At 53.3% G+C, this 14,293-nt stretch carries 10 protein-coding genes; 5 read left to right on the top strand and 5 right to left on the bottom strand.

Features of this window, described 5'->3' with window-relative positions; genetic code table 11:
• The first annotated feature begins 276 nt into the window (after positions 1-276).
• The 3 genes from ppc to EQY_RS0116060 all read left to right on the top strand — a co-directional run bounded on the left by ppc (position 277) and on the right by EQY_RS0116060 (position 5,842).
• Positions 277-2,928 carry a phosphoenolpyruvate carboxylase gene (gene ppc, locus EQY_RS0116070; protein ID WP_001005563.1) on the top strand — a complete coding sequence of 884 codons (2,652 nt, stop codon included), beginning with the start codon at positions 277-279 and terminating at the stop codon, positions 2,926-2,928.
• A gap of 180 nt (positions 2,929-3,108) precedes the next feature.
• On the top strand, positions 3,109-4,842 hold the full coding sequence (locus EQY_RS0116065; RefSeq protein ID WP_000556327.1) for a phosphoethanolamine transferase CptA: 1,734 nt from the start codon (positions 3,109-3,111) through the stop codon (positions 4,840-4,842).
• Between the two features lie 148 nt (positions 4,843-4,990).
• Positions 4,991-5,842: an AraC family transcriptional regulator gene (locus tag EQY_RS0116060; protein WP_000274615.1), complete on the top strand. Its 852-nt coding sequence runs from the start codon at positions 4,991-4,993 to the stop codon at positions 5,840-5,842.
• Here the strand turns inward: EQY_RS0116060 and EQY_RS0116055 are convergent.
• Genes EQY_RS0116055 through EQY_RS0116035 form a run of 5 tightly spaced genes read right to left on the bottom strand, consistent with a single transcriptional unit; the run spans position 5,829 to position 10,781 of the window.
• Positions 5,829-6,170 (bottom strand): PTS fructose-like transporter subunit IIB, encoded by a 342-nt coding sequence (locus EQY_RS0116055; RefSeq protein WP_000323849.1) that lies wholly within the window; start codon positions 6,168-6,170, stop codon positions 5,829-5,831. The two genes, EQY_RS0116060 and EQY_RS0116055, sit on opposite strands and share 14 nt — an antisense overlap.
• 1 nt (position 6,171) lies before the next feature.
• Positions 6,172-7,050, bottom strand: a complete 879-nt coding sequence (locus EQY_RS0116050; protein ID WP_000204110.1) for a [formate-C-acetyltransferase]-activating enzyme — start codon at positions 7,048-7,050, stop codon at positions 6,172-6,174.
• Positions 7,016-9,313, bottom strand: a complete 2,298-nt coding sequence (locus tag EQY_RS0116045; RefSeq protein ID WP_000184793.1) for a formate C-acetyltransferase — start codon at positions 9,311-9,313, stop codon at positions 7,016-7,018. Before EQY_RS0116045 ends, EQY_RS0116050 begins: the two co-directional genes overlap by 35 nt.
• A gap of 53 nt (positions 9,314-9,366) precedes the next feature.
• Entirely contained in the window at positions 9,367-9,687 is a 321-nt protein-coding gene (locus tag EQY_RS0116040) for a PTS fructose-like transporter subunit IIB (protein ID WP_000161268.1), read from the bottom strand.
• Between the two features lie 14 nt (positions 9,688-9,701).
• The gene (locus tag EQY_RS0116035; protein ID WP_001004465.1) at positions 9,702-10,781 is read right to left on the bottom strand and encodes a PTS fructose transporter subunit EIIC; all 1,080 of its coding nucleotides are present in this window, start codon (positions 10,779-10,781) and stop codon (positions 9,702-9,704) included.
• 308 nt (positions 10,782-11,089) lie between these two features.
• Between EQY_RS0116035 and ptsP the strand changes: the two genes are divergently transcribed.
• Entirely contained in the window at positions 11,090-13,591 is a 2,502-nt protein-coding gene (ptsP, locus tag EQY_RS0116030) for a phosphoenolpyruvate--protein phosphotransferase (protein WP_001185121.1), read from the top strand.
• 11 nt (positions 13,592-13,602) lie between these two features.
• Positions 13,603-14,265, top strand: coding sequence for a fructose-6-phosphate aldolase (gene fsa / locus EQY_RS0116025; protein WP_000424860.1), 663 nt, complete (start codon positions 13,603-13,605; stop codon positions 14,263-14,265).
• The last annotated feature ends 28 nt before the right edge of the window (positions 14,266-14,293 follow it).

Genomic DNA, 14,293 nt, shown 5'->3' with positions numbered 1-14,293 from the left:
GCGATGCTTGCGCATCTTATCCGACCTACACCTTTGGTGTTATGTATGGTGATTTTTTAACATTTCCATAAGTTACGCTTATTTAAATCATCGTGAATTTAATGGCGTAAATTCCTGCTAGTTATTCGTTTGCTGAAGCGATTTCGCAGCATTTGACGTCACCGCTTTTACGTGGCTTTATAAAAGACGACGAAAAGCAAAGCCCGAGCATATTCGCGCCAATGCGACGTGAAGGATACCGGGCTTCAAACAATAAGATGGGGTGTCTGGGGTTATATGAACGAACAATATTCCGCATTGCGTAGTAATGTCAGTATGCTCGGCAAAGTGCTGGGAGAAACCATCAAGGATGCGTTGGGAGAACACATTCTTGAACGCGTAGAAACTATCCGTAAGTTGTCCAAATCTTCACGCGCTGGCAATGATGCTAACCGCCAGGAGTTGCTCACCACCTTACAAAATTTGTCGAACGACGAGCTGCTGCCCGTTGCGCGTGCGTTTAGTCAGTTCCTGAACCTGGCAAACACCGCCGAGCAATACCACAGCATTTCGCCGAAAGGCGAGGCTGCCAGCAACCCGGAAGTGATCGCCCGCACCCTACGTAAACTGAAAAACCAGCCGGAACTGAGCGAAGACACCATCAAAAAAGCGGTGGAATCACTGTCGCTGGAACTGGTACTCACTGCGCACCCAACCGAAATTACTCGTCGTACACTGATCCACAAAATGGTGGAAGTGAACGCGTGCTTAAAACAGCTCGACAACAAAGATATCGCCGACTACGAACACAACCAACTGATGCGCCGCCTGCGCCAGTTGATCGCCCAGTCATGGCATACCGATGAAATCCGTAAGCTGCGCCCAAGCCCGATAGATGAAGCCAAATGGGGCTTTGCCGTAGTAGAAAACAGCCTGTGGCAAGGCGTACCGAATTACCTGCGCGAACTGAACGAACAACTGGAAGAGAATCTCGGCTACAAACTGCCCGTCGAATTTGTTCCGGTGCGTTTTACCTCGTGGATGGGCGGCGACCGCGACGGCAACCCGAACGTCACTGCCGATATCACCCGCCACGTCCTGCTGCTCAGCCGTTGGAAAGCAACCGACCTGTTCCTGAAAGATATTCAGGTTCTGGTTTCTGAACTGTCGATGGTTGAAGCAACCCCTGAACTGCTGGCGCTGGTCGGCGAAGAAGGTGCCGCAGAACCGTATCGCTATCTGATGAAAAACCTGCGTTCCCGCCTGATGGCAACACAGGCCTGGCTGGAAGCGCGTCTGAAAGGCGAAGAACTGCCGAAGCCGGAAGGTCTGCTGACGCAGAACGAAGAACTGTGGGAGCCGCTCTACGCTTGCTACCAGTCCCTTCAGGCGTGTGGTATGGGCATTATCGCCAACGGCGATCTGCTCGACACTCTGCGCCGCGTGAAATGTTTCGGCGTACCGCTGGTGCGTATTGATATCCGTCAGGAGAGCACCCGTCATACCGAAGCACTGGGTGAACTGACCCGCTATCTCGGCATCGGCGACTACGAAAGCTGGTCAGAGGCCGACAAACAGGCGTTCCTGATCCGCGAACTGAACTCCAAACGTCCGCTTCTGCCACGCAACTGGCAACCAAGCGCCGAAACGCGCGAAGTGCTTGATACCTGTCAGGTGATTGCCGAAGCACCGCAAGGTTCGATTGCCGCCTACGTGATCTCGATGGCGAAAACGCCGTCCGACGTACTGGCCGTTCACCTGCTGTTGAAAGAAGCAGGTATTGGATTTGCGATGCCAGTCGCACCGCTGTTTGAAACTCTCGATGACCTGAACAACGCCAACGATGTCATGACCCAGCTGCTGAATATCGACTGGTATCGCGGCCTGATTCAGGGCAAACAGATGGTGATGATTGGCTATTCCGACTCAGCAAAAGATGCGGGAGTGATGGCAGCTTCCTGGGCGCAATATCAGGCACAGGATGCGTTAATCAAAACCTGCGAAAAAGCGGGTATTGAACTGACGCTGTTCCACGGTCGCGGTGGTTCTATTGGTCGCGGCGGCGCACCGGCTCATGCGGCGCTGCTATCGCAACCGCCAGGAAGCCTGAAAGGCGGCCTGCGCGTGACCGAACAGGGCGAGATGATCCGCTTTAAGTACGGTCTGCCAGAAATCACGGTCAGCAGCCTGTCGCTGTACACCGGGGCGATTCTGGAAGCCAACCTGCTGCCACCGCCTGAGCCGAAAGAGAGCTGGCGTCACATTATGGATGAACTTTCGGTCATCTCCTGCGATCTCTACCGTGGTTATGTGCGTGAAAACAAAGACTTTGTTCCATACTTCCGCTCCGCCACGCCGGAACAGGAACTGGGCAAACTGCCGTTAGGTTCACGTCCGGCGAAACGTCGCCCGACCGGCGGCGTCGAATCACTGCGCGCAATTCCGTGGATTTTTGCCTGGACACAAAACCGCCTGATGCTCCCAGCCTGGCTGGGCGCGGGTACTGCGCTGCAAAAAGTGGTGGAAGATGGCAAACAGAGCGAACTGGAAGCCATGTGCCGCGACTGGCCGTTCTTCTCAACGCGTCTGGGAATGCTGGAAATGGTCTTCGCCAAAGCAGACCTGTGGCTGGCGGAATACTATGACCAACGCCTGGTCGACAAAGAGCTGTGGCCGTTAGGTAAAGAGTTACGCAATCTGCAAGAAGAAGACATCAAAGTGGTGCTGGCAATTGCCAACGATTCCCATCTGATGGCCGATCTACCGTGGATTGCCGAGTCTATTCAGCTACGAAATATATACACTGACCCGCTGAACGTACTGCAGGCAGAGTTGCTGCACCGCTCCCGCCAGGCAGAAAAAGAAGGCCAGGAGCCGGATCCCCGCGTCGAACAAGCGTTGATGGTCACTATTGCCGGAATTGCAGCAGGTATGCGTAATACCGGCTAACCCCCATCCTCTATCAACCCTCGTGCAATAGCGCGAGGGTTTTCTGAAATACTTCTGTTCTAACACCTTCGTTTTCAATATATTTCTGTCTGCATTTCACCCAGATTCTGGATATCCCTTCAGATATCCTTAAGGTTTTGTCCTTACATTCGGCGCTATTATCCAAAACGGGTTCTTACTATGCATTCCACTGAAGTCCAGACTAAACCCCTTTTTAGCTGGAAAGCCCTGGGTTGGGCACTGCTCTACTTTTGGTTTTTCTCTACCCTGTTACAGGCCATTATTTACATCAGCGGCTACAGCGGCACCAACGGCATTCGCGACTCACTGCTGTTCAGTTCGCTGTGGTTGATCCCGGTATTCCTCTTTCCGAAGCGGATTAAAATTATTGCCGCAGTGATCGGCGTGGTGCTGTGGGCGGCCTCTCTGGCGGCGCTGTGCTACTACGTCATCTACGGTCAGGAGTTCTCGCAGAGCGTTCTGTTTGTGATGTTTGAAACCAACACCAACGAAGCCAGCGAGTATTTAAGCCAGTATTTCAGCCTGAAGATTGTGCTTATCGCGCTGGCCTATACGGCGGTGGCAGTTCTGCTGTGGACACGCCTGCGCCCGGTCTATATTCCGAAGCCGTGGCGTTATATCGTCTCTTTTGCCCTGCTTTACGGTTTGATTCTGCATCCGATCGCCATGAATACGTTTATCAAAAACAAGCCGTTTGAGAAAACGTTGAATAACCTGGCATCGCGCATGGAGCCTGCCGCCCCGTGGCAATTCCTGACCGGTTATTATCAGTATCGCCAGCAACTTAACTCGCTGACGAAGCTGCTGAATGAAAATAATGCATTACCGCCGCTGGCTAATTTCAAAGATGAATCGGGCAACGAACCACGCACCCTGGTACTGGTGATTGGCGAGTCGACCCAGCGTGGACGTATGAGTCTGTATGGTTATCCGCGTGAAACCACGCCAGAACTGGATGCGCTGCATAAAACCGATCCGAATCTGACCGTATTTAATAACGTGGTTACGTCTCGTCCGTACACCATTGAAATCCTGCAACAGGCGCTGACTTTTGCCAACGAAAAGAACCCTGACCTGTATCTGACGCAACCGTCGCTGATGAACATGATGAAACAGGCGGGTTATAAAACCTTCTGGATAACCAACCAGCAGACGATGACCGCCCGCAATACCATGCTGACGGTATTTTCGCGCCAGACCGACAAGCAGTACTACATGAACCAGCAACGTACCCAGAGTGCGCGTGAATACGACACTAACGTGCTGAAGCCGTTCCAGGAAGTGCTGAAGGACCCTGCGCCGAAGAAACTGATCATCGTTCATCTGCTGGGTACACATATCAAATACAAGTACCGTTACCCGGAAGATCAGGGCAAGTTTGATGGCAATACCGATCATGTCCCACCAGGATTAAGCGCAGAAGAGCTGGAGTCGTATAACGATTACGACAACGCTAACCTGTATAACGATCATGTGGTTGCCAGCCTGATTAAAGACTTTAAAGCGACCGATCCGAACGGTTTCCTGGTTTACTTCTCTGATCACGGTGAAGAGGTTTACGACACGCCGCCGCACAAAACCCAGGGGCGTAACGAAGATAACCCGACGCGCCACATGTACACCATTCCGTTCCTGCTGTGGACGTCGGAAAAATGGCAGGCGACTCATCCGCGTGATTTCTCGCAGGATGTCGATCGTAAATACAGCCTGGCGGAACTGATCCACACCTGGTCGGATTTGGCGGGCTTATCTTACGACGGTTACGATCCAACCCGTTCGGTGGTGAACCCGCAGTTCAAAGAAACCACCCGCTGGATTGGCAACCCGTACAAGAAAAACGCGCTGATCGATTACGACACTCTGCCGTATGGCGATCAGGTGGGTAATCAGTAAATGACCTTTGTATCGCGTCTGGCGCTATTTGCCGGATGCGATACTGCCGCAATGTTTACATCGAACTCTCATCAGGCCACACTTTTCAGGTGGCCTTTTTTCATAATGCCAGTTACTGTTTTCCCGTCTACATACCTAAGGGAATAACATGTATCACGACGTCAGCTATCTGCTCTCCCGCCTGATCAACGGCCCGCTGTCCCTGCGCCAGATTTACTTTGCCAGCAGTAACGGCCCGGCGCCCGATCTTGCATATCAGGTCGATTTTCCACGGCTGGAAATTGTGCTGGAAGGCGAGTTTGTTGATACCGGCGCTGGCGCAACGTTAGTTCCCGGCGATGTACTGTACGTCCCTGCTGGCGGCTGGAACTTCCCGCAATGGCAAACACCCGCTACCACCTTTAGCGTGCTGTTTGGCAAACAGCAACTCGGCTTCAGCGTCGTACAATGGGATGGCAAGCAATACCAAAATCTGGCAAAGCAGCACGTCGCCCGACGCGGCCCGCGCATTGGTTCATTCTTGCTGCAAACACTCAATGAAATGCAAATGCAGCCACAGGAGCAGCAAACGGCAAGGCTTATCGTCGCCAGCCTGCTTAGCCACTGCCGCGACTTGCTCGGCAGTCAAATCCAGACCGCCTCACGCAGCCAGGCACTATTTGAAGCGATTCGCGATTATATCGATGAACGCTATGCCTCCGCGCTAACCCGTGAATCTGTCGCGCAAGCATTCTATATTTCGCCCAATTACCTCTCCCACCTGTTTCAAAAAACGGGTGCGACGGGCTTTAACGAATACCTGAATCATACACGGCTGGAACATGCAAAAACGTTGTTGAAAGGCTATGACCTGAAGGTAAAAGAAGTGGCGCACGCCTGCGGCTTTGTCGACAGCAACTACTTCTGCCGCCTGTTTCGTAGAAACACCGAACGCTCGCCGTCAGAATATCGTCGGCAATACCACAGCCAACTGACAGAAAAACCGACTACTCCAGAATAAGATGGGTTTGCTGCGGCGCAGAAAGCACTTTGCGCACCGCGCTCATTACCCGCTGCGGTTCACGCAGGAATGCGTAGATGCTGCATTGCACATAGCGGCAATGCTCAAATCGCTCGGCACCAGCAAGCTCGATATCCGTAATCAACAGCGCAACATCCGCCCGACGGATATCCTCGTCCGCTAAACGATTCTCCGTTCCCAGCGCCCCCTGGGTTTCAATGCTGACGCCCCACTTCTCTAACTGGCATAATTTTTCCAGCCGTTCTGCCGCCATATAAGTATGCGCCACGCCGCTGACGCAGGCGGTTACTGCCACCAGGTATGCCATTTTACCCCCCCACGGTAACCTCAAATCCGGCTCGTTCTGCCATTTCGCGCATCGTTGCCACATCGGCTGACGAGGGCGCAGAAACCTCTTTCATCGACCATGTTTTCCCCAGCAGGCGGTATTTCGGTTCACCGTACTGATGAAACGGCAACAGGTGGATTTGCCTGATATTCAGCGGGATCAGCACGTCCAGCGCCTGCTGCATATTCTCCCGGCTGAGTGTGAAACCAGGGATCAGCGGTAAACGCGGGATCACGTTGACACCTTCGCTTACCAGCAAACGCAGATTCTCCAGCACGCGTGGCAGGTTCATCTTCACCACATCCCACGCCTGAGTCGCGTCCATAATTTTTAAATCGAACAACACTTCATCGCACAATTTCGCCAGTGGTAACAGCTTGCTGGCTGGCGCGTCTCCGGCAGTTTCGATGGCACATGAGACGCCCCAAAGCCGAAGTCGCTGTAAAAAACGGGTCGCAAATTCCGCCTGCATTAACACTTCGCCGCCAGAAAGCGTGACGCCGCCGCCGGACGTGCGAAAGAAAATGTCATCTTTCATCACTTCCCGCTCCAGCGCGTCAAGGCTGATATCGCGACCAATCCGTTCAAACGCCCCGGAGGGGCATTCATCCGCATCACGTAAACATTTCGCGCAGTGCAGACATTTCGCCTCTCTGCGTACCGTCTGGATTTTGCCGGAGATCGACTCCGGATTAGCACACCACGGGCAAAGATGTGGGCAGCCTTTAAAAAAGACCACCGTGCGGATGCCTTCACCGTCATTCAGCGAATAACGCTGAATGTTGAAAATGCGCGCCACGTCATCGCGGCGCGTTTCCACAACGTTACAGCTGATGCGCTGTCCGGCGGATGATGTCATCCTGGATCTCCTTCGACAATTCGACAAAGAAGGCGCTATATCCGGCAACGCGCACCACCAGCCCGGCATAATCTTGTGGGCGCTTTTGCGCTTCCCGCAACGTGTCGGCATTCACCACGTTAAACTGAATATGCTGCAACTTAAGCTGGGTAAATGCGCGTAAGAAATCGGCCAGTTTACGTAATCCCGCTTCACCTTCGAGGGTCGCCGGAGTGAATTTCACGTTCAGCAATGTACCGTTAGACAGCAGCGTGTTATCGAGCTTACTGACTGATTTCAGTACCGCCGTTGGTCCTTGTGCGTCCTGGCCCAGCATTGGCGACAAGCCGCCGTCGGCCAGTTGCTCCCCGGCAAAACGACCGTCTGGCGTCGCGCCAACCACCGATCCCAACGGGACGTGAGCAGAAACGGTATACGACCCTGGCGTGAAGTAGCCACCGCGCGGGTTCTGGTATTTTTCCACTTCTTTGCAGTAGTGGCGCAGCAGTTCGGCGCTAATGTTATCCACCTCGTCGATATCGTTGCCGTATTTCTCAAAGCGGTTAATTAAGCGAGCGCGAACTTTTTCGCCTTCTGGCGTTGCGAAGTTGGCTTTTAATACCGACAACAATTCGTCAAAACTTAAACGCTGTTGCTCAAAAACCATCCCTTTCAGCGCATGGAGAGAATCGCTCAGGTTGGCAATACCGATCCCCTGTACGCCGGAGAAGTTATAACGCGCGCCGCCATCGGTAATATCGCGGCCTTTTTCCAGACAATCGCTGATAAACGACGAAAGCAGCGGCACTGGCGCCCAGTCGCGATGGCCGATATCACAAATATTGCTGCCTTCAACCATCAGGGTGATGTAGTGGCTGATCTTGGCGCGGATCTGTTCCAGTAAACCTTCATAAGTCAGCGCAGCATTGCCTTCATTTTCATGCAGACAAATTTCCATCACTTTCAGCAGGTTAAACATCGCGATGTCATGCAAGCCGTAGGTTCTGCCAGGAATAGACAACTCCACACAACCGACCACTGAATAGTCGCGCGCATCTTCCAGCGAAACGCCACGGTTGAGGAACGCAGGCACCACCACTTCATCGTTGAATATTTGCGGAATACCGGTGCCAAGGCGGATGGTTTCTGCGGTTTTCATCAGGAACGGCGTGTCGATCAAGGCGTTAGTGCGCACGCCCAGGTTCGGTTGCGGTAATTGCACGCTTTGATAGGCGTCGAGGCAGAGGAACGAAAGCACGTTCACCGCACTACGTCCGTTTTCCGTTAAACCGCCGAGCAGCGCGGTATAGCCGGTCGGGAATCCCGCAAAATAGCGCGCGCTGCTGGTGGAGCGTAACAGCACGATGTCGTTGCACTTCACCCATAAAGATTCGAGCAGTTCTTTCAGGAACGCCGGGTCTTCGCCCTGGGTTAATGATGTCTGATAGAACGGCAACATATACTGGTCGAAGCGCCCTAACGACAGCGAACTGGCGTTGGATTCGTATTGCAGAATGATGTTCATGTACCAGAACAACTGGCACGCCTGCCAGAACGTCTGCGGCTTATGTTGCGCGTTATGGCGGGAGATCTCCGCAATAGTCAGCAATTCTTCGCGACGCTGGGCATCGGTGCAGTTTGCCGCCATCGTTTCCGCCAGTTCGGCGTAACGCAAAATGTGTTTTTGTGAAGCTTCCAGCAGTAACAGCGCGGCCTGATAAAAGTGATTATCCGGCTGTTGCTGACAATGTTGCTGCATCTGCGCCACCAGCTCACCCAGCCCGTGATTCAGCAGGCGCGGATAATCAATAATGATATGCCCCTGACCTTTATCCGTCTGGTTGATGCTGAAAATCTGCGTGCTGGTTGCGGCTTTTACTTCATCCGTCATCTGCCCGTTGATGAAATCTTTCATCGAACGTTTTTCCCAGTACGGGAACAACTCTTCGCGGTAGATACGTTTATCTTCTTCACTGATAGCAAAGCGATCCTGCGGTCGCGTCGGGAATTGCTCCAGCTCTTTCAGCAACCAGTAAGGATCCATTTCCGGTGACATAATCCCGGCGCGAGGTTTTACGGTGCGGTTACCGGCAATCAGTTCTTCATCACGAATCGAAATTTCAACGTGTTCCAGGATATACGCCGTGGCTTTTGCCCGACGAATAATCACAGGTTCGCCTTCGGTTTGCTTATGGCTGGCGGTATAAAGCAGCGCCCGCTCCAGCGAGATTTCACGGGTATTGGCAAACAGCGCAGTTTTAAGGCGAGAGATACGATTCGTCATGAGGAACTCCTGTAGGGAAAAAACAAGCCCGCCGTTTCAGGCGGGCTAAAAACTTAAGCAGTCTGTGCCAGATGGGCTTCGATTTTGTTCATGATGGCTTCAGCGCGTTTTACCGCGTCGCTGATGTTGACGCGCACGATAGTCTTGCCAGCAAAACGCTCTTCAAATTTGATGCCGATATCTTTGGTCAGAATCACCATATCGCCGCTCGCCACGTCTTCCGCTGTCAGTTCATTTTCCAGACCAATTGACCCCTGGGTTTCTACTTTCACTTCCCAGCCTTTCGCTTTCGCGGCACTTTCCAGCGCCTCTGCTGCCATATAGGTATGGGCAACACCTGAAGGACATGCGGTTACTGCAATAATTTTCGTCATGGCTCGTTCCTCAATTAATTAATTTCAAAATCCAGATCCAGGTCATCTTCCTTCTCATCAGCCGAAGACCCATTTTTACGCGCCAGACTTTTCAGCACGTTCACGCAGACTGCCGTCACAACCGCCCCGACAGCCACTGCTGCGATATAACCCAACTTACCTTCAACCACCGGCAGCACAATCAGACCACCCCAGCCTGCATAGCACTGCGCACCGACCATTGCTGCGGTCACCGTGCCACAAACAGAACCGACCATGATGGAAGGGATCACACGTAACGGATCGGCGGCGGCGAAAGGAATCGCCCCTTCAGTGACGCCAACACACCCCATCACCAGCGCCGCTTTACCCGTTTCGCGCTCTTCAGCGGAGAAATTTTTACGACCAATCAACGTCGCCAGCCCCATACCCAGCGGCGGGATACAAATACCCACAGCGGCTATGGCCACCACGGTATAAACCCCCTGAGCAACGCAAATCAGCATGAATGCATAGGCCACTTTGTTAACCGGGCCGCCCATATCGAACGCCAGCATCAATCCCATGATCACCGCCAGCATAACAATGCTGCCCTGCTGCATTCCCTGAAGCCACTGGGTCAGGCTGTTAGTCAACGCACCCACCGGCTCACCCAGCCCCCACATCATGACGCCAGCGGTAATCAGTGTGCCGACGATTGGGATAATGAAGATGGGCATGACAGAACGCAGAACTTTATGCACCGGAATTTTCTTCAGGTAATGCACCACGATGCCGCCGATAATCCCGGCGATCAGCGCGCCAAAGAAGCCCGCGCCGAAACTGTTACCAACCCAGGCACCAATAGCGCACGGCGCCAGCGCAGAGCGTTCTGCAATGGAATAACCGATGTACGCCGCGAGGAAAGGCACCATCAGCGTCAAACCCGCGACGCCGATATCAAACAGTTTTTTCAGATTCGGATCGGCGACGGCATCCGGCACTGCGCCTTTGCCATACAACATGACGGAAACCGCCAGCAAAATACCGCCCGATACCACGAAGGGAATCATGTGTGAAACGCCCGTCATTAAATGCTGACGGGTATTTTTCAGGATCTGCACCAACTCATTCATAAGTCGCTCCCGGGCTTAGTAAAGCCCATGTCCATATTTTTGATGGCAGAAACAATAGGCAATCGCAAGCAGGGCAAACAGTGGATAAAAAGGCCATTTACTGGATTTTTGTAATGTCTGTACAAAAATGCGATCCGCCTCATAACTTGCGTTAACTCGGAATCATGCCGGAGTGACGCGTCTTGTGAGACGCGTCGCAAATTGGCGGTTACATTACATTTGTCCAGCTTTTGGCAGATTTGTCACATGGCAGGCCGTTGCCGTGCGCTCTTATCCTGTAAACAGAAAACCGTACCGGGAGAAAGGCAATGGCCCTGATTGTAGAATTTATTTGTGAGCTACCTAACGGCGTACATGCACGTCCGGCAAGCCACGTTGAAACGCTATGTAATACTTTTTCATCACAAATTGAGTGGCATAACCTGCGCACCGATCGCAAAGGCAACGCCAAAAGCGCACTGGCGCTGATTGGCACCGACACGCTGGTGGGCGATAACTGCCAGTTACTGATTTCCGGAGCCGACGAACAGGAAGCGCACCAGCGTTTAAGCCAATGGCTGCGCGATGAATTCCCCCACTGCGACGCACCGCTGGCGGAAGTAAAATCTGACGAACTGGAACCACTGCCGGTTTCACTGACCAATCTGAATCCGCAAATTATCCGCGCCCGCACCGTATGCAGCGGTAGCGCAGGTGGCATTCTGACGCCGATCTCTTCTTTAGATCTTAACGCGCTGGGTAATCTTCCCGCAGCCAAAGACGTTGACGCCGAGCAATCCGCACTGGAAAACGGCCTGACACTGGTACTGAAAAACATTGAGTTTCGTCTGCTGGATAGCGACGGCGCCACCAGCGCGATTCTGGAAGCGCACCGATCCCTGGCTGGCGATACTTCCCTGCGCGAACATTTACTGGCAGGCGTCAGCGCCGGATTAAGCTGCGCCGAAGCGATTGTTGCCAGTGCGAATCACTTTTGCGAAGAGTTCGCCCGCTCCAGCAGCAGCTATCTGCAAGAACGTGCGCTGGATGTGCGCGATGTCTGCTTCCAGTTACTCCAGCAAATTTACGGTGAACAACGCTTTCCAGCACCGGGCAAACTGACTCAGCCCGCCATTTGTATGGCGGATGAACTGACCCCCAGTCAGTTCCTCGAACTGGATAAAAATCACCTCAAAGGTTTGTTACTCAAAAGCGGCGGCACCACGTCACATACGGTAATTCTTGCCCGTTCGTTCAACATTCCGACACTGGTTGGCGTGGATATCGACACGCTTACTCCGTGGCAGCAGCAAACGATTTATATCGACGGCAACGCCGGGGCGATTGTGGTCGAACCGACAGACGCGGTAGCGCGTTATTATCAACAAGAAGCCCGCGTACAGGACGCCCTGCGTGAGCAGCAACGTGTCTGGCTGACCCAGCAAGCCCGCACCGCTGACGGTATCCGCATTGAAATTGCCGCTAACATCGCCCACTCCGTGGAAGCGCAGGCCGCATTCGGCAATGGTGCGGAAGGCGTTGGTTTGTTCCGCACTGAAATGCTCTATATGGATCGCACCAGCGCACCGGGCGAAAGCGAGCTGTACAACATTTTTTGTCAGGCGCTGGAGTCCGCCAACGGACGCAGCATTATTGTGCGCACTATGGACATTGGCGGTGACAAACCCGTTGATTATCTGAACATTCCCGCAGAAGCTAACCCGTTCCTCGGTTATCGCGCCGTGCGTATTTATGAAGAGTACGCCTCGCTGTTTACCACGCAGCTACGGTCGATCCTGCGCGCCTCTGCTCACGGTAGCCTGAAAATCATGATCCCGATGATCTCCTCAATGGAAGAGATCTTATGGGTGAAAGAAAAACTGGCGGAAGCTAAACAGCAACTGCGTAACGAACATATTCCGTTTGATGAGAAGATCCAGCTCGGCATTATGCTGGAAGTGCCGTCGGTGATGTTCATCATCGATCAGTGCTGCGAAGAGATTGATTTCTTTAGTATCGGTAGTAATGACCTGACGCAATATCTACTGGCAGTAGATCGCGATAACGCCAAAGTTACCCGTCACTACAACAGCCTGAATCCGGCATTCTTGCGGGCGCTCGACTACGCCGTACAGGCGGTGCATCGCCAGGGCAAATGGATTGGTCTGTGCGGTGAACTGGGAGCGAAAGGTTCCGTGCTGCCGTTGCTGGTCGGTTTAGGGCTGGATGAACTCAGCATGAGCGCACCGTCAATTCCGGCGGCGAAAGCGCGAATGGCGCAACTTGATAGCCGTGAGTGCCGCCAGTTACTCAACCAGGCAATGGCCTGCCGTACTTCGCTGGAAGTGGAACACCTGCTGGCACAATTCCGCATGACACAACAGGACGCACCGCTGGTCACCGCTGAGTGCATCACGCTGGAAAGCGACTGGCGCAGCAAAGAAGAAGTGCTCAAAGGCATGACCGATAACCTGCTGCTGGCAGGCCGCTGCCGCTATCCGCGTAAACTGGAAGCCGACTTGTGGGCGCGCGAGGCCGTTTTCTCTACCGGTCTGGGCTTTAGTTTTGCCATTCCACACAGCAAATCAGAACACATTGAGCAATCCACCATCAGCGTGGCGCGTCTGCAAGCGCCGGTGCGCTGGGGCGATGATGAAGCGCAATTCATCATTATGTTAACGCTGAACAAACACGCTGCGGGCGATCAGCATATGCGCATTTTCTCGCGCCTCGCTCGTCGCATCATGCACGAAGAATTCCGTAACGCGCTGGTTAACGCCGCCTCTGCCGACGCTATCGCCAGCCTGCTGCAACATGAACTGGAACTGTAAAAGGAAACATCATGGAACTGTATCTGGACACCGCTAACGTCGCAGAAGTCGAACGTCTGGCACGCATATTCCCGATTGCCGGGGTGACAACTAACCCGAGCATCATCGCTGCCAGCAAGGAGTCCATCTGGGAAGTGCTGCCGCGTCTGCAAAAAGCGGTTGGTGATGAGGGCATTCTGTTTGCTCAGACCATGAGCCGTGACGCGCAGGGTATGGTGGAAGAAGCGAAGCGTCTGCGCGACGCCATTCCGGGCATCGTGGTGAAAATCCCGGTAACCGCCGAAGGTCTGGCAGCAATTAAAATACTGAAAAAAGAAGGTATTACTACGCTTGGCACCGCTGTATATAGCGCCGCACAAGGGTTATTAGCCGCGTTGGCAGGCGCCAAATATGTTGCTCCGTATGTTAACCGCGTAGACGCCCAGGGCGGTGACGGTATTCGCACGGTTCAGGAGTTGCAAGCATTGCTGGAAATGCACGCGCCAGAAAGCATGGTGCTGGCTGCCAGCTTTAAAACACCGCGTCAGGCGCTGGATTGTTTGCTGGCAGGATGTGAATCCATCACCCTGCCCTTAGATGTAGCGCAACAAATGCTCAACACGCCTGCGGTAGAGTCAGCAATAGAGAAGTTCGAACACGACTGGAACGCCGCATTTGGCACTACTCATCTCTAAAGGAAATGTAATGAACACATCCCCCCCA

This window comes from Escherichia sp. TW14182, assembly GCF_000208525.1.
Taxonomy (GTDB): domain Bacteria; phylum Pseudomonadota; class Gammaproteobacteria; order Enterobacterales; family Enterobacteriaceae; genus Escherichia; species Escherichia ruysiae.
Note: the sequence above shows the minus strand (reverse complement) of the source record. Positions and strands in the feature narration are given on the sequence as shown.

Bases quoted from the DNA above. Each gene is read 5' to 3' on its own strand.
- ppc (WP_001005563.1), top strand. From the start codon at position 277: ATGAACGAACAATATTCCGCATTGCGTAGTAATGTCAGTATGCTCGGC.
- EQY_RS0116065 (WP_000556327.1), top strand. From the start codon at position 3,109: ATGCATTCCACTGAAGTCCAGACTAAACCCCTTTTTAGCTGGAAAGCC.
- EQY_RS0116060 (WP_000274615.1), top strand. From the start codon at position 4,991: ATGTATCACGACGTCAGCTATCTGCTCTCCCGCCTGATCAACGGCCCG.
- EQY_RS0116055 (WP_000323849.1), bottom strand. From the start codon at position 6,170: ATGGCATACCTGGTGGCAGTAACCGCCTGCGTCAGCGGCGTGGCGCAT.
- EQY_RS0116050 (WP_000204110.1), bottom strand. From the start codon at position 7,050: ATGACATCATCCGCCGGACAGCGCATCAGCTGTAACGTTGTGGAAACG.
- EQY_RS0116045 (WP_000184793.1), bottom strand. From the start codon at position 9,313: ATGACGAATCGTATCTCTCGCCTTAAAACTGCGCTGTTTGCCAATACC.
- EQY_RS0116040 (WP_000161268.1), bottom strand. From the start codon at position 9,687: ATGACGAAAATTATTGCAGTAACCGCATGTCCTTCAGGTGTTGCCCAT.
- EQY_RS0116035 (WP_001004465.1), bottom strand. From the start codon at position 10,781: ATGAATGAGTTGGTGCAGATCCTGAAAAATACCCGTCAGCATTTAATG.
- ptsP (WP_001185121.1), top strand. From the start codon at position 11,090: ATGGCCCTGATTGTAGAATTTATTTGTGAGCTACCTAACGGCGTACAT.
- fsa (WP_000424860.1), top strand. From the start codon at position 13,603: ATGGAACTGTATCTGGACACCGCTAACGTCGCAGAAGTCGAACGTCTG.